Source organism: Ruegeria sp. HKCCSP346, assembly GCF_017872595.1.
Classification (GTDB): Bacteria; Pseudomonadota; Alphaproteobacteria; order Rhodobacterales; family Rhodobacteraceae; genus Ruegeria.
Genome location: NZ_JAEDOT010000001.1, coordinates 1,064,290 through 1,082,520 on the forward strand (window position 1 = coordinate 1,064,290; position 18,231 = coordinate 1,082,520).

The following is an 18,231-nucleotide window of genomic DNA, read 5'->3' on the forward strand; positions in this document are numbered from 1 at the left end:
GGATCAAAGCCCCGTGAAGGTCAGAGCACCGGCACTGGCCATGCTCATCTCATAGGTCGCCTCACCGTTGTGCGAGCCCGCGTACTCGATGCTGGTCACCTGGAACGGGCCTTCTACAATCCCGAAATCAGGGATGATGACCTGAAAGGCTGGAGTTTCGCCATCAAAGAACAACTGCCGCGCGCGTTCATCCGTGCCAGCATCCTTGAACACGCCCGAGCCAGAGATCGAAGCCGATTTGACCCCCGCCCCGGACAAAAGCTCGCGCCATCCACCCTGGCTTTCCAGACTGGTGACATCCACACTTTCAGCATTGAAACTTATGCGCGTGGCCCGCAGCCCCGCGATGGTCTGGAACAGGCCGGTACCGTTCATATCCATTTTGACCAACAGGTCTTTTCCGTTCTGGGCAGCCATGTGCTCTCTCCGTTGATTGCTTAGTCATCTTCCACGCGGGCGCGGAACTTCAGGTCGATCTGGCGGATGGTGCCGCCGGTCCCAGTGCGCCGGGCCGAGGCCCGCTCGAACCACAGCCCCACCAAACGCCCGCGACCCAGGTTGAGTGGCGCGTTTTCCAGCGCGTCACACACCGCGCCGGCCAGTGTTTTGGCAGCACCGAACCCTGCCTCTTGGGACACCACCGAAACGGTGAAGCGGTGTATCGCGCCCGCGCCTGTTCGGTCCGACGCGTCCCGCACCTCTTCGGAGCCCAGCGTCACATAGGTCTGCGGCACGGTTCCTGCGGGTACGGCATCATAGATCGCGCCCCCCGATTGGCTGCTGACTGCTGCGTCCGCTGAAAGCTGTTGATACACGGCCGCCTGCAAAGCGGCGGAAACGCCATAGCTCATGCCGCCACCTCTTCATCTGCGAAACAGGTCAGGAACTTGCCGCGCGGGTCATGCTCGGCCACGGCCCGGATTACGAAACAGCGATTTCCCTCGCGAAACCGCTGATCTGGCGCGGGGCGCATCGAAGATCCCATGGGCGCTCCGCGTACCACGATGCGGTACCCGACACGCGACACAGACGCTCCGGCGATCTGCCGTTCGGACCCACTGCGCGCCGTCACCTCGGCCCACAGTGTCCCTATCGCAGCCCATGTTTCGGTATAGCCTCCCGCCCCATCAGCACTTCGCATGGGCGCCTCCAGCACCAACTTACGGTTCAGATGCGGTGTATTCATTGCGATACCCCCGCCCCGAAACGCACCATGCGATAGCGCTGGATCAGGCTGGTGACACCAAAGGGCATACATCCAGCGCCCAATGAGGTTTCATCCCGGTATTCATAGTAATGCGCCGCCAGCAGCAGCACGGCTTGCCCAAGATCGGCAGGCAACCCGACCCAATCCTGCGCCATCCCCGCGACAAACGAAATCTTTACGGAACCACCCGTTTCGATGGCAGGCAGGCTGAATCCCAATGGGCGGATCCGGGGCCGCTGACTATCATGCTCCAGCCGATAGGTCGCGGCGTCCTCAACTGTTTCAGCTCCTTGTTTGTCAGTCAGCGTCACGGCCTGCACTGAAACCACCGGGGCCACAGGCAGCACTTCGCCCGACGGGTCGCGCCACCTGTTCAAACTCCACGAGAAATCCCGAGTGATCAGAACCGTGCCAGTACGCGCCTCGATCGCCGCGATGGCGGCCCGCAGGAACCCCTTCAACACTTCATTCTGCACATCATCCTCGGCAAAGCCCGTGCCCAACCTCAGATGCGCCTTGAATTGTTCCACCGGCAGCGCCGCATCCGCGATGGCGGTCTCTTCGATCAACATCATCCACTCACTCCGCAATCTCGGACCCCTCCAGGGCCCCATCCTTGGAAAATGGCGGGCACGCGCCGCCCCACGTTGCTCGGACGGAGGGGAACAGCTAGACAACGCAGAGGATCTCACTCCGGCCCGCGCCCGCCGTCCGAGGGGCCAGGGCCCCCCGGATTCAGCCCGCGTTAGGCGGTGCCGAATTTCACCAGCTTGATCGCAGCAAAATCGCTGACATCGCCGCCGACGCGCTTGGTCGCATAGAACAGGACATGTGGCTTGGCGCTGAACGGGTCGCGCAGCACGCGCAGATCAGGACGTTCGGCAATGGTGTAACCAGCCTGGAAGTCACCAAAGGCTATCGAGAAACTGTCGGTTGCCACATCCGGCATGTCCTCGGCGATCAGAACCGGATACCCCATCAGTCGCGCCGGCTCACCTGCGGCCAAACCATCGGACCACAAGAAACGGCCATCGTTGTCCTTCAGCTTGCGGATCACACCCGCGGTCTTCGAATTCATCACGAAGGTCCCGTTGACCCGGTACTGCGCGCCCAGCGCATAAACCACATCGACAATCGCATCCGCATCAATACCCGCATCAATACCGGTCGCTACATAGCCAAGGCTGCCCCAGGACCAGCCATCATTCAGCACCGCTCGGTGGATCATCAACCCCTTGGGCTTGTCGACGCCATCGCCGTTGATGAATGCCGCCGCCTCGGCGCGTGCAAACTTGTCGGCAATGCGCCCGGCCAGCCAGCCCTCGACGTCGAAGGCGCTGTCATCCAGCAGGCGCTGCGACGCTTTGGGCAGCGCGCTCAGCTCGTGCAGCGGGATCGAGATGCGATCGATCGACGGTGTTCCGGTCTCCGCTGTGGCCGAGTTTTCGTCAGCCCAGCCCGCACCTACATCGGTGTGATCGATCAGCACGTCGAACGAATTTGCCTCGACATTCACGACCGATGCAATCGAACGGATCGAGGCGGTCGAGTTCAAAACCGACTTGATCGTCTCGGCAGTCTGCGGATCAACCAGATAGCCACCATCGCTGTTGACCGCTGTTGACAGGGACTTGCCCTCAATCTCGAGGCCACGCAGCCCGTCATCTTCGCCGGACCGCACATAGGCGTCAAATGCCTTCTGATGCGGGGCTCCGTCTTCGATCGAAGCGGCAAGATGCGGGCGTGCCGCGATTGTTGATTTACGATCCAGCATGGTCAGTCGCTCTTCTGTTTGTTGCAGCTTGGTGTTAACTTCGACTTTCAAGCCCCTGAATTCATTCACGAAGCCAGCCATCGCCCGCTTCACTTCCTGAACCAGGGGCGCACCCTCTCCGGTCAAGGCCGGGGTTTCGGTCTTGCTCATCAGCATGTCCTGTTCTGAGTGGTTTTGAGGCGCGCTAGGTCCGCGCCAGCTCCTGCCGGGCATCGTTGAATACGTCGGCAATACAGCGCAGGGCTTCCTCGGCGTCAGGTGTCCTTCCCTTCGCCGCCACCCGCGCACTGGGCAGCATCGGGAAGGTCACCAATGACACCTCCCACAGCTCCAGTTCGGTCAGGACCCGCTGGCCCTTGTCATTCTTCACGGCCCGTTTGGTGCGGTAGCCGATCGACAGACCATCCATCGCACCTGCCCGGATCAATTCTGCCGCCTCGCGGCCCTTCTGCGTGCTCTCCAGCAAACGCCCCTTGACCCACAGGCCCTTGTCGTCCTCGCGCACTTCGTCCCACACGCCGATGGGCTGGGCCGGATCATGCTGCCACAGCATCTTGACGCGCTGACCCGCTCTGGCCAGCCTGTCAAGCGAGCCGCGATAGGCGCCACGCTGCACCACGTCACTGCCCTGATCGACCTGCCCAAACAGGCTGGCATAGCCCTCGATTGCCGCGTCATCCGTAACCGACAAACCGTCGCCGAACCGTGCGAATTTATGCTCTAAATCCATGAACTTCTCCATGTAACCCATTGAACTTATGGCGCGACCACCAAGAGGGATTGAAACGCCTGTGCCAGGATCACCGCCGCCACGCCATAGACCGTCAGCCACAGCCGGCGCTCCAGCCGCTCCATCATCTCTTCGATCTGATCCAGACGCCGACACAGATGTGCATGCTGGATCTCGGCCACCCGCTCATGCGCGGCCAGACGCAGACCTGGCGCGCACTCGAACGAGGGATACCCCTCACCCATCTGCACGCTCCGGCAGCCCCAGCAACGCGCGCTTTTCCGCATCCGTCAGAAAATCGGCCCCGTTGACCCGCGCCCATTGCGCGTCGCGTTCTGCCGACAGCGCGGGCACCAGATCCAGGTCAGGCTTCAACACCAGTTTCTCGCCGGTAAAGCCCGCCAGCCAGTCCGACACCGCCGCCGCCACCCGCGTCACCAGGGGCAGAACGGTCAGGCGATAGAACGCCCGGTTGGCCTCCTGATAGTTCGAATAGGTCGCGTCACCCTGGATCCCCAGCAGCATTGGCGGGACACCGAAGGCCAGCGCGATCTCGCGGACGGCGGCTTCCTTGGTCTTTTGAAACTCCATATCGGACGGAGAGAACCCCATCGGCTTCCAATCCAGCCCCCCTTCCAGAACCATCGGACGGCCTGCATTGCGGGCCCCGCGATAGTTCGCCTCGATCTCGTCTGACAGACGCCGGAACTGATCTTCGGCCATCACCCCGTGGCCATCGCCTTTCCAGACCAAAGCCCCCGAAGGCCGCGCCGCGTTGTCCAGCAGCGATTTCGACCATCGCGACGCGCTGTTATGCACATCAATCGCCATCGCCGCCGCCTGCATCGGCGAGAACCCATAGTGGTCATCCTGAGGGTGAAACGATTTGATATGGCAGATGGCTTCCGCCGCAAACCGATGCTTCTTGCCGCCAACCGCATAGTCATACGCCTTGGGCCATCCATCCGCCCCCGGCACCACGCTCATCCTGTCGGATCGCAGCACATGCAGCTCAACCGGCAGCCCTTCTTCGGCCTGAACCGCCTCGACATAGGCATTGCCCGACAACAGCAACTGCCCGAACAAGGCCTCCATCAACTCCGCTTGCCCCTGCGCCGCATTCGGACGGCGCATCAGGGACAGGATCGGATGCGCATCAAAGCGCTGCGCCTGATCCTGCAACACCAAAGGCAGCGCCGCTGCCGCCTCGGCAATCAGCTTGACGGATCGAAACCCCACTGGGTTCCCCAAAAACCCCGTCCGCGTCAGCGACACCGCGTCCCTGGGGCTCCAGGCCACGCGCCCGCCCGTCTGCCACGCCACCACCGGCCCAGCCGCGCTTGCTTTTGCCTCGGGCGCCGCTTCAGCCGATCCACGACGCAAGAAATCGAATACCATCTGTGCTCCTTTCTGCCGCCGCTCTGCCCGGCTTGTTGAAAGGAGTTATGACGGAAAGAAGTTTAAACCTCGGGAATGGGGCGTACGGGGGGTGGGCAACGGGACAGATGTAGCTGCATTGACATGGGGCTACGCAGCCGAAACGATTTCAAGTCCTATGCTGATGACACTCCTGTCGAATCCGCAACTTCATGCAGGCAAGATCGGATCATTATGAGAAGTTTCTCAGCCTCCGGAACATAGTCCAACAGTATAGGATAGTATGTCCTGCCTAAGAGCATCGGATGGCCGGGATGGGATAGTCCAAGCCCGAATGGTTGCACCTGCTGTTCCGAAAGAAGAATGCCAAATTCAAGTGATGGATAAGGGCGGCTATCGACTATTGAATACGGAAACGTCGCTGAATGTTCACACGAAACGAGATAGAGCCGGACACCAAGCCTCCAGTTTCTACCTCGCCGGCAAACAATTACCCGGCTGTCCGTAACAAAATAGGCCAAGTTATACAGGACGTAGTGCCGTTGACTCGCGATGCTAAACGAAAAGACAACGAAAGCGAACGTCATTGCGCCGTATATCCAACACGCATCAAAGCGGCCAAACTCGGCATCGGCATCGATGAATGGAATAGTAGCCCACATGACGACCGAAGCGATCAACAGGAAAACATGGATCTTCCGCTCATCACCTACAGCCTGAAAGAACTTGCGGCCATATCCCGGTTCACCCGACCAAAGTAGCTTTTCGTTGGGGGCGAGAATATCTTTTAGATCAAATCTGTTGGTACTAGTTATTATGACCTTTTGCATAGCTCAGCCTTTACACTGTCAAATCTCCAGAAACCAGCCGCAAACAGTTAATAGTAAAGCTTGGTTAGAGCTTTGTTGTCGTCATTCCTTCCCGATCGCTAAGTTCACAACGCCCGCACCCTGGGCCGCCGATACCCCCCCGCAGGCCCCACAACCAACTCATGCAACGCCCAGACCAGAGCATCGACCCGGTCGGGTGAGCCCTGCCCTTCGAACCCCCTCGCGGTCATCTGGCACATCTGCTCCTCCAGCGCGTCCAACCCGGCAACATGCGACACCCGTCCCTGCTCATACAGGGCCGCCACAGGCTCTGCCCGCGCGACCTTGCCACGTGACGCACGCACCGGCCGGAACGGGACCAGAGGGTCCACCTGCCGCACGACCTCTTCCACCAACTGCCCACCCTGATTGACCTCGGCCACCAGCCGCTCGGCCTCGAACTCATCCATCGCGTCAATCGCCGCCTGCGCCCAGCCCGCCGGGCCAACGCCCTGCACCGTCCGGTCAGCCAGCACATAGGCGCGCCACGCCTCGGGCGGGCCTTGCACTTGCGCGCCAACCACCACGATCCCGCAGGCATCCGCGCCTGACCCGGACGTCACCGCCGGGTCCAGCGCCACCACGATGCGATCCAATTCGGGCACTTGTGCGCAGCGCGCCGCCTCAAGCATCGAACCCGTCCACAGCGCGCCGTCCGCATCCGACAGCAACACCCCGTCCAGCTCCTGCCGCCCCAGCCGCGTGCCGGCATAGCGCGCGCGCACTTCCTCCAGAAACGACGCCGCCAGATTGGCTCTGTTCGCCTCGGTCGGTGCATGGGTCTGCACCGTGGAGGGCGACGCCAGCAGATCCTTCAGCACCTTCACATTGCGCGGCGTCGTGGTCACGCAGACCCGGGGCCTCTCGCCCAAACGCAGCGCAAATTGCAGCATGTCCCAGGTCTCGCCCGCTTTCTTCCACTTGGCCAGCTCATCCACCCAGGCCGCATCGAACTGCGGCCCGCGCAGCCCTTCGGGATCATGTGCCGAAAACGCCTGAGCCTCGGCCCCGTTGGGCCAGATCAGCTTGCGCTCAGATGCCTTCCACGTGGGTCGCCGATCCGGGGGCGAACATTGCAATATCCCGCTGTCGCCAAAGATCATCACATCGCGTACCTGATCGAAGGTCTCACCAACCAAAGCCACCCGACAGGCCTGGCCCTTATCCAATGGCAAAGACCCCTCGACCATCGACCGCACCCACTCGGCCCCGGCGCGCGTCTTGCCCGCACCGCGCCCGCCCATGATCACCCAGGACCGCCAGTCACCCTCGGGTGGCAGCTGATGCGGCATCGCCCAGAATTCGAACAGGAAAGGGAGGGCACACAGCCCTCCCTCCCCGATCTCACTCAGAAATCTGTTCTGCACCGTAACAGGCGCGGAGGCGAGCCAGCCTGCACCCGACTTCAAACCGAGCTCGGTCAAGATCGAGCGCGTACCCTCCTTGGGCAATTCCGGCTTGTCTGTGATGTTGTTCGACAAAGCTTGTCTCCACTTTCTGACAACTTCGGATCAGCCCCTCTAACTGCCCGAGTTGCTTGGCTGAACCAGCAAGATCTGCATCCTCCCCGGCTCCGATCTGTTTGCGCAGTTCTTCCGCCGCTTGCCGCAGATCGCGAATGGACCTCTCAAGCGACTGCAACAATTCAGCCGTCTGGGAAATCCGCTCTTCCGGGGTAATCAAAGTCATGTTTGCCTGTGACCTCATGCGTGAGTTTTCTCCGCACGAGAGAAGCAAAAAAACGGCCACCGGGTCGCCCCGGGGCCGCTGCCCACTTCTTCTAGCATGTCACAAGATATATAGGATTAAGTCCGCAAAGTCAATGCGTTACGCAACTCCGAGGCAACACGCAGCGGTCGCTGTTTTGGGTTTTTCTTTACCTCTTACTCTCAGCTCTGGCCTGTCAAATCCTGCGCCAGCATCAGCGCATTCCTATCCGGATCATAAAACGTTGCCGTGCTGACCATCCCCTCAATCGTGTCCGTTTCACCGTCAAATTCCACGCCTGCAAGTTCCAACTTTCCACGCGCCTCCGCGATATCCGCGACTTCGAAGACAGGCACGCAATTCCCCGGAGAGGCTTCGGCCTGTTCGCCCAGTCCCAAAGTGACTCGGTCGACATTGGTTCGCAATTCGCTCCATCCTGCTTCATCAATGTGGTGGATAAGCTCGAATCCCAGCTTGGCGGCGTACCATTCCGCACTGGCATGTCGATCCCGAACGGACATCGCAAGTGTGATGGTGTTCTTCAATGAAACGAGCGACATAAGGCTTTTCCTTTTTGAAAAATATATTTACTATACTTTATGGACATAGATACACTTGTCAAGCTGACGTCGCGGGCTTGGTGCCTGAAAATTCTTGCGCTGCTGCACGCCAAAGTTCCGGGCCGACAAGCCCCGCTTCTGGCAGCGACCGACGCAAGCCGAACCGCCTTTGCAGCCAGCCTTGCTCATCTTATTGAACTTGGAATGATCGAAAGAAATCCCGGCCATGGGCACCCTCTACGTCCAGAATTTCGACTAACGCCATGCGGGACCGAGGCTGCCACGATCGCCAGCAAGATAATTACCACCGCCCGCTCTGAGGATGAAATCAGACTTCTGCGAAAATCCTGGACTGTGCCAGTTCTGGCGTTGGCAAGCACCCCTCATCGTTTCTCGGCCATCAAATCAGGTCTTTCGGTCATTACAGATCGGGCGTTGTCCTCATCCCTTCACCAGTTGGAAGCACAAAACTGGATCCGACGCGACATTCATACCGCCGAGAGGATGCCATTTCCAACCTATCAGGCCGTGAATACTGGAATGGCGATCAACAGGGCCGTTGGTTTAACACTGTAATTCAATGGCAGTCTGGTGCCGCGAACAGTGCCTTGTTCGACTCAGAAGACCACCAGAAGGCTTGCCAGCGCTTGACATTCCATGGCGGAACCCTCATGTGCCCCACATCACAGCGCTGATGCGTGAGCCCAAGCGGACCTCGTCCGCCCCACAGCGCCAACTCATCATTCCAGTTCCCCATCACGCAGGGTTCTTGACGCGACGGCCGGATGGCGCAGGATACGCCTGCTCGTCCCGAGGTCTCGCACAACCCCTGCCGGTCGCCAACGCGCGACCCTTCATGACCTGTCCGCGGGCAAACGCTCCGGGCGGCAAAAGGATAGTTATTTGTTCGACTTTGATATGCTGGGCCTTGCCCCGGCACTGAACGAGGCACTCAAACGTGCCAATTTCACTCAACCCACCCCGATCCAGAACCAGGCGATTCCGCTTGCTCTGAATGGTCACGACATTCTGGGACTGGCGCAAACCGGCACCGGAAAGACCTTGGCTTTTGGCCTGCCTCTGATCGATCACCTTCTGGCCCAACCCGGCAAGCCCGACCCGAAAACCGCTAAAGCGCTGATCCTGGCGCCCACCCGGGAACTTGTGAATCAAATCGCCGACAGCCTCCGCACCTTGACGAAAGGCACCAAGCTGCGTGTGGCCACCGTCGTCGGCGGCCAATCGATCAACAAGCAGATAATGTTCCTTTCCCGTGGCACCGATATTCTGGTCGCCACACCGGGCCGCCTGATAGATCTGATGGAGCGGGGCGCGGTAAACCTCGGAGCGGTACGCCATCTGGTGCTGGACGAAGCAGACCAGATGCTTGACCTGGGCTTTATCCATGCACTGCGAAAAATCGCTCCGGCACTGGGCACCCCACGCCAAACCATGTTGTTTTCGGCCACCATGCCGAAGCAGATGGAAGAGCTCAGCCGTGCTTACCTGACCAACCCGCAGCGGGTGCAGGTCTCGCCTCCGGGCAAAGCCGCCGACAAGATTACGCAGTCTCTGCACTTCGTTTCCAAGCCCGGGAAACCAGCCAAGCTGCGTGAAATCCTGTCAAAAGATGTGGACGCTCTGACACTGGTCTTTACCCGCACCAAACATGGCGCGGAACGGCTGATGAAAGGGCTTGTGGCCGATGGCTACAACGCCGCATCCATCCACGGCAACAAAAGCCAGGGTCAGCGCGATCGTGCCATCAAGGCGTTTCGCGCGGGCGAAATCAACATACTGGTCGCCACCGACGTTGCCGCCCGGGGCATCGACATCCCGGGCGTCGCCTACGTGATCAACTTCGACCTGCCCGAGGTGCCTGACAACTACGTCCACCGTATCGGGCGCACCGCCCGCGCAGGGCGCGAGGGCGAAGCCATCGCCTTCTGTTCCGCGGAAGAAGTTGATCTGCTGCGCCAGATTCAAAAGCTGATGAAGATCGAGATTTCAGTTGCCAGTGGCGCGATGCCCGAAGCCGTGCAACCTGAAAAACCGGCGCGCCGCCCGAACAACCGTCGCCGGGGGTTCAAACCCAAGCCCGCCAACGGGGAGGGAAAACCCGCAGCAAACAAACGGCGTCGTCCACGCAGCAAACGTCCGGCGGCCTAAGATCGGAACACAAAAAAGCCAACGCCGGTTCAATGACCGGCGTTGGCGCAACACGATGAACGAAACCATTTTTCGTTCAGATCAATTTCCCGAATTCTGCTCTGCCTCAATCTCGCGCCATTTGGCGACATTGCGATTGTGCTCCTGCAAAGTTTCGGCAAATGCATGGCCACCCGTGCCATCGGCAACGAAGAACACGAAATCCGTGTCATCCGGCGCAACAGCAGCTTCAAGGCTGGCCAAGCCCGGATTGGCAATCGGCGTCGGCGGCAAACCGTCTATCTGATAGGTGTTCCATGGGGTTGGTCGGTTCAGCTCGCTGCGGCGCAGCCCGCGCCCCAACGTGCCTTGCCCTTTGGTGACGCCATAGATGACGGTCGGGTCCGTCTGCAACCGCATCCCCTGTTTCAGCCGGTTCACAAAAACACTGGCCACTTGCCCGCGCTCTTCCGGAACTCCGGTTTCCTTTTCGATGATCGACGCAAGGATCAGCATTTCTTCGGGACTTTGCAGCGGTAACCCGTCCTGACGGCTTTCCCAAACGGCGTTGATCCGCAATTGTTGCTTGTCCTGCATCGCCTGCAAAATGTCGTTACGGTCCAGGCCCGCCACAACATCGTAACTGTCAGGCGCCAGCATCCCTTCGGCCGGGATCTCGGTCACCTCACCTGTCAATGCGTCGAACGCCTTCAACGCCTGGACCACCTGCCACGAGGTCACACCTTCGGCCAGCGACACGCGGTAACGGGTGTCCGCCTCGTTGCGTTTCTCGGTATAGGCCTCAGGCACCTCTTCTTCCGACGGATCAAACGACGCGATTTCGACGAAATCCAGGGTCGCTGGGTTCAACTCGCGCACACGGGTCTGAGCACGCGTCACACCGATACGATACTCAATCTCGGATCCACAGGTGCTGGCACCGCTGCTGGTAATTTCGTCGATGATCTGCTCCATCGACGCGCCTTCCCGCACCAGAAAGCTGCCGGCTTTCAACTGCTGCGCCCGATCCGTGTAATCGGCGGCCATCCGAAAGATCGTGGCACTGCGGATCGCGCCCTGCTCTTCCAGTTCCTGACTGACACGTGTCATGTTCGATCCGCTTCTGACCTGAAGACAGATTGCGGTTTCAAGCGGGCCTTCGGCCTTGTACTGGGTCTGACCCCAAAGGATCAGTCCTCCCATCAGAAACAGGCCGACCACCAGAATGGTCAGCGCGTTCGAAGCAATGGCCCGCCACATTTAGTTGACCTTTCCGAAGATCACGCTGGCATTGGTGCCGCCAAACCCGAACGAGTTCGACAGGGCCACGTTGATCTCGCGCTCACGCTTGGCGTTCGGGGCCAGATCAATCGGTGTCTCCACCGCGGGGTTGTCCAGGTTGATCGTCGGAGGTGCGACCTGATCGCGGATCGCCAGAATCGAGAAGATTGCCTCGATCGCCCCCGCTGCACCCAAAAGGTGACCGGTTGCCGATTTGGTCGACGTCATGGTGGCGTTCGCGGCGTGGTCTCCCAGCAGACGTTCGACCGCACCCAGTTCGATCGTATCCGCCATGGTCGAGGTGCCATGGGCGTTGATGTAATCCAGGTCCTTCGGCTCCAGCCCCGCGCTGCGCAACGCGGCTTTCATCGAACGTTCTGCCCCGTCACCGTCCTCGGACGGTGCCGTGATGTGATATGCGTCGCCCGACATGCCATAGCCCAGCACCTCGGCGTAAATCTTCGCACCGCGGGCCTTCGCGTGTTCATACTCTTCCAGGATGACGATGCCCGCACCTTCGCCCATGACGAATCCGTCGCGGTCAACGTCATAGGGTCGGCTGGCCGCCTTTGGATTATCCGCATATTTGGTCGACAACGCCTTGCATGCGTTGAACCCGGCGATGCCGATCTCGCAGATGCAGCCTTCGCCGCCACCAGCGACCATGACGTCTGCGTCCCCTGCCCGAATGATACGGCTGGCGTCACCGATTGCATGGGCACCGGTGGAACACGCCGTCACGACCGAATGGTTCGGCCCCTTGAAGCCATGCCGGATCGACACCTGACCTGATGCCAGGTTGATCAGAGCACCCGGAATAAAGAACGGTGAAACCCGGCGCGGGCCTTTGTCGCGGATCAGATTGGCGGTATTCGCGATCGAACCCAACCCCCCGATGCCAGAACCGATCAGAACACCTGTTCGCAGGCGGTCCTCTTCATCTTCCGGCAACCAGTTCGCATCCTTGCACGCCATTTCAGCGGCTGCGATGGAATACAGGATAAAGTCCTCGATCTTGCGCTGCTCTTTCGGCGGCATCCAGTCATCGGGATTGAAGGTCCCGTTGGTTCCGTCCCCGCGGGGCACCTCACAGGCGTAGGTCGTGGTGACACCACTGCCTTCCGCATCAAAATGCGTGATGGGACCAGCGCCGGACTCTCCGTCCAGCAGCCGCGACCAGGTTTCCTCGACCCCGCTGGCCAAAGGAGTGACCAATCCAAGACCGGTTACAACGACTCTGCGCATGAAGTGCCTCTTGCCTGCTTCCTGTTATGAGAACCGCTCTTACCCCGGCCCGGGGTCCGGGGGCAAGAGCAACGGCGATTTCATGCGGGCTTCCCACCGCCGGGTAACCGAAGCAGTACCGCTTTGGGTTACGGAAATCGGCGCCGCCCTTTCACGATTCCGGTTGAAAGGGCGAAGCGTATTTATTGGAACTGTGCCACCGGCTCATGCGCCGATTTTGCCATTTCCAGAGCATCCGTCAGGTCAAGTGTCTTGCGAAACAATGCACGCCCCACGATCGCACCCGAGATATTGGGAATATACGCCAGCCGCGAGATGTCATCCGCGGTACGTACAACCCCGCTTGCTATCACCGGGGTGCGCGACTGACTGGCGATCCCCGAGATCAAACCAAGTTGAGCTTCGACGTCCTCCATATCGCTGTCGATATCGGTCACCACGATAGCAGCAAACGGCGCCCCCTCGAACGCGTCGATAAACGCTTCGGGCGTGAATACGCTTTGGCTGCGCCAGCCATCCGTCATTACAAAACCTTGCCAGACATCGACCGACAGCACGATTTGATCCGGGTAGAGCGTGGCCAATTCCTTGACCAGCTTCGGCTCGCGCGCTGCCAGCGTCCCTATCACGACGCGACCGACGCCCTTGTCGATCCAGCGCTCGACCTGTTCGCGGGTCCGCATGCCACCTGCCAACTGAACCGGGATTTCGGCCGCGCGGATAATCTCTTCAATCAATTCGACGTTGGTATCTTTGCCCTCTATCGCATCGAAATCAGTCAGGTGCATCCATTCGGCACCCGCTTCGGCCCAGCTTCGCGCCGTTTCAACCGGGTTTACGTGCCAAATCATAGCGTTGTCCAAACGACCTTTGTCCAACGTGACACACCGGCCGTTCTGCAACTCCATAGTGGGGTATATCCTCATGAGCTCGGTCCTCCGCTCAATCGCTCTGAAAATCCCCGGCAGCATACACCTGGAACGCCCTCCCAATATCACCGGGATCGGCACAGTTTGGCCATTTTGCGGCATAGTGTCGAAGTGGCGGATTTACGCGAGCGCAGGTGGCCCGTTGCGCCGAAGCAAATGCACCGGGGTTTTATTATACACCCCTTCCCGCATCAATACATAGCCCAGCTTTTTGGCAAGCTTCTGCGACGAGGCGTTGGACGCATTCACCATCGCAACCAAAGGCCCGGGAATCACCCGGTCAAACCAGTCATGCGCTGCCTTGGCCGCCTCATACCCCAGGCCCTGCCCCTGCGCCTCGGGCGCCAGAACCCAACCCGCCTCGGGAAACCCATCGAAATCCTCGCCCATCCGGCGGTTTCCGTAAAAGAAACCGGCCTGTCCGATCAGCTTTCGATCCGATTGTTGCAGCACACCCCATTGTCCAAACCCGGCCATGTGCCAATGCCCGGCATTGCGCAAAAAGGAATCCCATGCTTCTCCGCGCGATCGGGGTGAGCCGCCAATATGCTGAACGACGCACGGATCTCTCCAGATCTCGGCGAACCGGTCAAAGTCCTCCGGGCGCATGGCACACAGCGTCAAACGCGCGGTATTTATCATGGGAGTGGATCTTATCATGCCCTGTCCACTTTGAATTTTGCCTCAATGGAAACAGTGCGCATCCAAAAATGACCGCGCAAGCATGAATTTTGAACAAGCAAAAAAAAACGGCGCCTCCGTTGCCCGGAAGCGCCGCATTTGTTCAGAGGGAAACGCTTAGGACGCTTCGCTGATGAACTTTACGGCGTCGCCGAAGGTCTGGATGGTCTCGGCTGCGTCATCGGGGATTTCGATGCCGAACTCTTCTTCGAAGGCCATGACGAGTTCAACGGTGTCCAGGCTGTCTGCGCCCAGATCATCGATGAAGGACGCGTTTTCCGCGACTTTATCTTCTTCAACACCCAGGTGCTCAACAACGATCTTCTTTACGCGATCTGCGACGTCGCTCATGTCTATTCCTCATTCCTTTACAGGGCGGTCTGCCCGATTCTGCCCTTGCCCGCACGGGTTGGCTTTGATTTGCCCGTTTCGGGCGGTTTGGGTCCCGGCGAACCGGGAAGTCGAAGGCCGACCTGAACAACCGGCCCCGCATAGATGCGCCGCCTATAGCATAGTCGACGCAAGAGGCAAACGCTTTCGCGCTGCCCCTGTGGCGATCACAACATGGCCATACCGCCGTTCACATGCAAGGTGCTTCCGGTAACATAACCCGCTTCGGGGCTGGCAAGATACAGTACAGCCGCTGCAATTTCTTCGGGTTCACCCATGCGACCCGCCGGAACCTTGAGCAACAGACCCTTTTTCTGCTCCTCGGTCAGCTTCTCGGTCATTGCCGTGGTGATAAAGCCCGGAGCCACGGCATTCACGGTAATTCCGCGCGTTGCCACTTCGTGAGCCAAAGCCTTGGAAAACCCTATCATCCCGGCTTTTGACGCAGCATAGTTGGCCTGCCCCGGGTTGCCAATCGCGGCAACCACGGACGAGACATTCACGATCCGGCCCCAGCGTGACTTCATCATGCCGCGGATCACACCTTTGCACAGTTTCATCGTCGAGGTCATGTTCACGTCAATAACGCTCTGCCATTCCTCATCGGACATGCGCATGAACAGGTTGTCGCGCGTGATACCCGCATTGTTCACCAGGATATCCACCGATCCCATCGCCTCGGCCGCTTGCTTTGGCAACGCTTCGACGGCCTCCGGATCGCTCAGATTGCAAGGCAACACATGCGCGCGTTCGCCCAGTTCGTCTGCCAGAGCCTGCAATGGCTCGACACGTGTACCGGACAATCCGACCGCTGCGCCAGCACCGTGCAACGCACGTGCAATGTCGCCTCCGATACCGCCCGAAGCACCGGTGATCAGCGCATTCTTACCTGTCAAATCAAACATTCGGTTTTCCTCTTGGTGCGTCGGCCACGACGCTTTTTGAGCTTACGATTCGGCCTGAATGGCCTTTTGAACATCTTCCGGTGTGCCCACTGCCTTGCCTGCAATGGCACGATCGATCTTGCGGATCATGCCGGACAACGCTTTGCCAGCACCGATTTCCCACGTTTCAGTCACGCCCTGCGCGGCCATGAACTGAACGCTTTCCCGCCAGCGAACCGAACCCGTCACCTGTTCCACCAGCAACTGACGTATCAGATCCGGATCACTGACGGCTTCGGCGCGCACATTGGCCACCAAAGGCACGGAAGGCGCCTTTATCTCGACGGCAGCAAGCGCTTCCGCCATGACATCTGCCGCGGGCTGCATCAGCGCACAGTGAAATGGAGCACTTACAGGCAACATAACAGCACGTTTTGCGCCTTTTTCCTTGGCAATCTCGGCGGCACGCTCGACAGCGGCCTTGGAACCGGACACAACGACCTGGGTTGGATCGTTGTCATTGGCAGCCTGACAGACCTGTCCCTGCGCGGCTTCTTCTGCAACGGCGCGCACCGCCTCCAGGTCCAATCCAAGAATGGCCGCCATTGCGCCCTCGCCCACCGGTACGGCACTTTGCATCGCAAGACCGCGGGTGCGCAGCAAGCGCGCGGTGTCCGCAACCGACAGAGCCCCCGCTGCCGCAAGGGCCGAGTATTCACCCAAGGAATGACCCGCCACGAAAGCCGCCTGACCAACCGAAACGCCTTCGGCTTCCAGCGCACGCATTGCCGCCATGGATGTCGCCATAAGAGCAGGCTGGGCGTTCTGAGTCAGCGTCAAGTCGGCGATGTCGCCTTCCCAGACCAATCTGCTCAGCTTCTCTCCCAGTGCCTCGTCCACCTCATCGAAGACGGCCTGCGCCGCCGGATAGGCATCGGCCAGTGCTTTGCCCATACCGATGGTCTGGGCGCCCTGCCCTGGAAAAACGAACGCGAGTGTCATTGCAACCTCATGGATGATGTCAGGTTGCGGCGGGGTGTAAACTGACTGAACGTCTGGCACAAGCACTGCCTGTGTTCTGCATTCTGGCACCTTGGCTGTGCACAAGCGCTTACTTGTGCCGACTTCCGATAACCTTAACTTGGGCGCAGCACAGAATCTCGGAGCGTTGCACCCATGGCCTCGACCAATTCCTTCTCAAGCTACGGAAGTGTCGCAAAGACGTTTCACTGGCTCACCGCGTTGCTGATCTTCACGGCCCTGCCGCTCGGCTGGATCGCGGACAACCTGGCCCATGCTGTCTTGCATGCCTCCACAGCCCCAAGCGAGGCCGAAATCGCACGCGCGGCGCGCATGTTCTCATTGCACAAAACCATAGGCGTCACCGTGTTCTTCGTTGCTTTGGCTCGGATAGTGTGGGCCTTCACGCAAACCAAGCCCGGCCTGCTGAATGCCGACAACAAGCCCGAGGCTTTTGCCGCCGAAACCGTCCACTGGCTTCTTTATGGGTCACTGGTGCTTGTGCCACTGACCGGTTGGGTGCACCACGCCGCAACCGAAGGGTTTGCTCCAATCCTCTGGCCCTTCGGCCAAAATCTGCCTTTTGTAGCGAAATCAACCATTGTGGCCGAGGTGACAGGCGTTCTGCATTGGCTGTTCATGTGGACGCTCGTCGGCGCGCTGGTCCTGCATGTTGCCGGAGCGTTGAAGCATCACGTCATAGACAAAGACAGCACGTTGCGCAGGATGTTGCCGGGTGGGTCGGACGCACCGGAGCCTCCACACCAGCATCATTCCCTTGTGCCCGCCGTCGCCGCGGTGGCCGTTTGGGCGCTTGTCCTCACCGGCGGCTGGGTCTCTGGCGAATTTGCGCGTGAGGCCGACGATGATGACGCCGACGTCCAACTGGCCGAGGTGCAATCAGACTGGCAGGTTCAGAACGGCACCCTGTCCATCACGATTTCCCAATTGGGTAGCCCGGTCACCGGCTCGTTTTCCGACTGGACAGCCGCAATTGCTTTTGACGACCCTGCCGAGCCTGGCCCGGCCGGGTCCGTCGAGGTCACGATCGCAACAGGGTCTCTCAGCCTCGGAACCGTAACCGAACAGGCCATGGGTGCGGATTTCTTCAACAACGCCCAGTTTCCGACGGCCCAGTTCACGGCTGACCTTTCCAAAACCGAAAGCGGATATGAGGCACGCGGACCACTGACAATCCGCGACAAGACGATCGATATCATACTCCCGTTTTCACTGGACCTTCAGGACGACACCGCGACCATGACAGGCTCGGTTGATCTGAACAGGTTGGATTTCGGCATCGGCGCATCGCAGCCCACCGAAGACTCGCTCGGCTTCATCGTCACCGTCGCTGTGGAACTCGCCGCGTCCCGCAGTCAGTAATGCCAAAAAATACCGCCGGTGACAGGATCACCGGCGGTTTTCGTGT

General features: G+C 59.7%; 21 protein-coding genes. 4 read left to right on the forward strand and 17 right to left on the reverse strand.

Translation table 11 applies throughout. The features are described from left to right. Positions 1-3: 3 nt before the first annotated feature. The 8 genes from I9185_RS05320 to I9185_RS05355 all read right to left on the reverse strand — a co-directional run bounded on the left by I9185_RS05320 (position 4) and on the right by I9185_RS05355 (position 5,109). Entirely contained in the window at positions 4-417 is a 414-nt protein-coding gene (locus tag I9185_RS05320; RefSeq protein ID WP_171723060.1) for a phage major tail protein, TP901-1 family, read from the reverse strand. A 20-nt stretch (positions 418-437) separates the two neighbouring features. Then, positions 438-851, reverse strand: coding sequence for a DUF3168 domain-containing protein (locus I9185_RS05325; protein ID WP_210092505.1), 414 nt, complete (start codon positions 849-851; stop codon positions 438-440). Then, complete coding sequence (locus I9185_RS05330) at positions 848-1,186, reverse strand: phage head closure protein (protein ID WP_210092506.1); 339 nt, start codon at positions 1,184-1,186, stop codon at positions 848-850. Before I9185_RS05330 ends, I9185_RS05325 begins: the two co-directional genes overlap by 4 nt. Next, entirely contained in the window at positions 1,183-1,782 is a 600-nt protein-coding gene (locus I9185_RS05335; RefSeq protein ID WP_210092507.1) for a head-tail connector protein, read from the reverse strand. Before I9185_RS05335 ends, I9185_RS05330 begins: the two co-directional genes overlap by 4 nt. Positions 1,783-1,952: 170 nt before the next feature. Continuing rightward, a complete protein-coding gene (locus I9185_RS05340) occupies positions 1,953-3,131 on the reverse strand; it encodes a phage major capsid protein (protein ID WP_210092508.1) in 1,179 nt (392 codons plus the stop codon). 34 nt (positions 3,132-3,165) lie between these two features. Beyond that, complete coding sequence (locus I9185_RS05345; RefSeq protein WP_209832759.1) at positions 3,166-3,711, reverse strand: HK97 family phage prohead protease; 546 nt, start codon at positions 3,709-3,711, stop codon at positions 3,166-3,168. 26 nt (positions 3,712-3,737) lie between these two features. Continuing rightward, on the reverse strand, positions 3,738-3,956 hold the full coding sequence (locus tag I9185_RS05350; protein ID WP_152458319.1) for a hypothetical protein: 219 nt from the start codon (positions 3,954-3,956) through the stop codon (positions 3,738-3,740). After that, on the reverse strand, positions 3,949-5,109 hold the full coding sequence (locus I9185_RS05355; protein WP_210092509.1) for a phage portal protein: 1,161 nt from the start codon (positions 5,107-5,109) through the stop codon (positions 3,949-3,951). Before I9185_RS05355 ends, I9185_RS05350 begins: the two co-directional genes overlap by 8 nt. Positions 5,110-5,513: 404 nt before the next feature. On the opposite strand from I9185_RS05355, the gene I9185_RS05360 reads away from it, so the two are divergent. After that, positions 5,514-5,849 carry a hypothetical protein gene (locus I9185_RS05360; protein ID WP_210092510.1) on the forward strand — a complete coding sequence of 112 codons (336 nt, stop codon included), beginning with the start codon at positions 5,514-5,516 and terminating at the stop codon, positions 5,847-5,849. A gap of 173 nt (positions 5,850-6,022) precedes the next feature. On the opposite strand, the gene I9185_RS05365 is transcribed toward I9185_RS05360, so the two are convergent. Beyond that, positions 6,023-7,249, reverse strand: a complete 1,227-nt coding sequence (locus tag I9185_RS05365; RefSeq protein ID WP_210092808.1) for a terminase family protein — start codon at positions 7,247-7,249, stop codon at positions 6,023-6,025. Between the two features lie 597 nt (positions 7,250-7,846). Next, entirely contained in the window at positions 7,847-8,224 is a 378-nt protein-coding gene (locus I9185_RS05370) for a VOC family protein (RefSeq protein ID WP_171204959.1), read from the reverse strand. A gap of 204 nt (positions 8,225-8,428) precedes the next feature. Between I9185_RS05370 and I9185_RS05375 the strand changes: the two genes are divergently transcribed. Further along, the gene (locus I9185_RS05375) at positions 8,429-8,800 is read left to right on the forward strand and encodes a winged helix-turn-helix transcriptional regulator (RefSeq protein WP_348539713.1); all 372 of its coding nucleotides are present in this window, start codon (positions 8,429-8,431) and stop codon (positions 8,798-8,800) included. A 327-nt stretch (positions 8,801-9,127) separates the two neighbouring features. After that, positions 9,128-10,393, forward strand: coding sequence for a DEAD/DEAH box helicase (locus tag I9185_RS05380; protein WP_210092512.1), 1,266 nt, complete (start codon positions 9,128-9,130; stop codon positions 10,391-10,393). Positions 10,394-10,474: 81 nt separating this feature from the next. Here the strand turns inward: I9185_RS05380 and mltG are convergent, their stop codons facing one another. The 7 genes from mltG to fabD all read right to left on the reverse strand — a co-directional run bounded on the left by mltG (position 10,475) and on the right by fabD (position 16,784). Then, the gene (mltG, locus tag I9185_RS05385) at positions 10,475-11,632 is read right to left on the reverse strand and encodes an endolytic transglycosylase MltG (RefSeq protein ID WP_171631652.1); all 1,158 of its coding nucleotides are present in this window, start codon (positions 11,630-11,632) and stop codon (positions 10,475-10,477) included. Next, entirely contained in the window at positions 11,633-12,898 is a 1,266-nt protein-coding gene (gene fabF / locus I9185_RS05390) for a beta-ketoacyl-ACP synthase II (protein WP_171631648.1), read from the reverse strand. It abuts the gene before it with no gap. 182 nt (positions 12,899-13,080) lie between these two features. After that, positions 13,081-13,824 carry a 1-(5-phosphoribosyl)-5-[(5-phosphoribosylamino)methylideneamino] imidazole-4-carboxamide isomerase gene (locus I9185_RS05395; RefSeq protein WP_171631644.1) on the reverse strand — a complete coding sequence of 248 codons (744 nt, stop codon included), beginning with the start codon at positions 13,822-13,824 and terminating at the stop codon, positions 13,081-13,083. 123 nt (positions 13,825-13,947) lie between these two features. Beyond that, positions 13,948-14,487 (reverse strand): GNAT family N-acetyltransferase, encoded by a 540-nt coding sequence (locus tag I9185_RS05400; RefSeq protein ID WP_210092513.1) that lies wholly within the window; start codon positions 14,485-14,487, stop codon positions 13,948-13,950. Positions 14,488-14,625: 138 nt separating this feature from the next. After that, entirely contained in the window at positions 14,626-14,859 is a 234-nt protein-coding gene (locus tag I9185_RS05405) for an acyl carrier protein (protein ID WP_008756330.1), read from the reverse strand. A gap of 206 nt (positions 14,860-15,065) precedes the next feature. Then, positions 15,066-15,803 (reverse strand): 3-oxoacyl-[acyl-carrier-protein] reductase, encoded by a 738-nt coding sequence (fabG, locus tag I9185_RS05410; protein WP_152458330.1) that lies wholly within the window; start codon positions 15,801-15,803, stop codon positions 15,066-15,068. A gap of 42 nt (positions 15,804-15,845) precedes the next feature. After that, the gene (gene fabD, locus I9185_RS05415) at positions 15,846-16,784 is read right to left on the reverse strand and encodes an ACP S-malonyltransferase (protein WP_210092514.1); all 939 of its coding nucleotides are present in this window, start codon (positions 16,782-16,784) and stop codon (positions 15,846-15,848) included. Positions 16,785-16,958: 174 nt separating this feature from the next. On the opposite strand from fabD, the gene I9185_RS05420 reads away from it, so the two are divergent. Beyond that, positions 16,959-18,185: a cytochrome b/b6 domain-containing protein gene (locus tag I9185_RS05420; protein WP_210092515.1), complete on the forward strand. Its 1,227-nt coding sequence runs from the start codon at positions 16,959-16,961 to the stop codon at positions 18,183-18,185. Positions 18,186-18,231 lie beyond the last annotated feature (46 nt).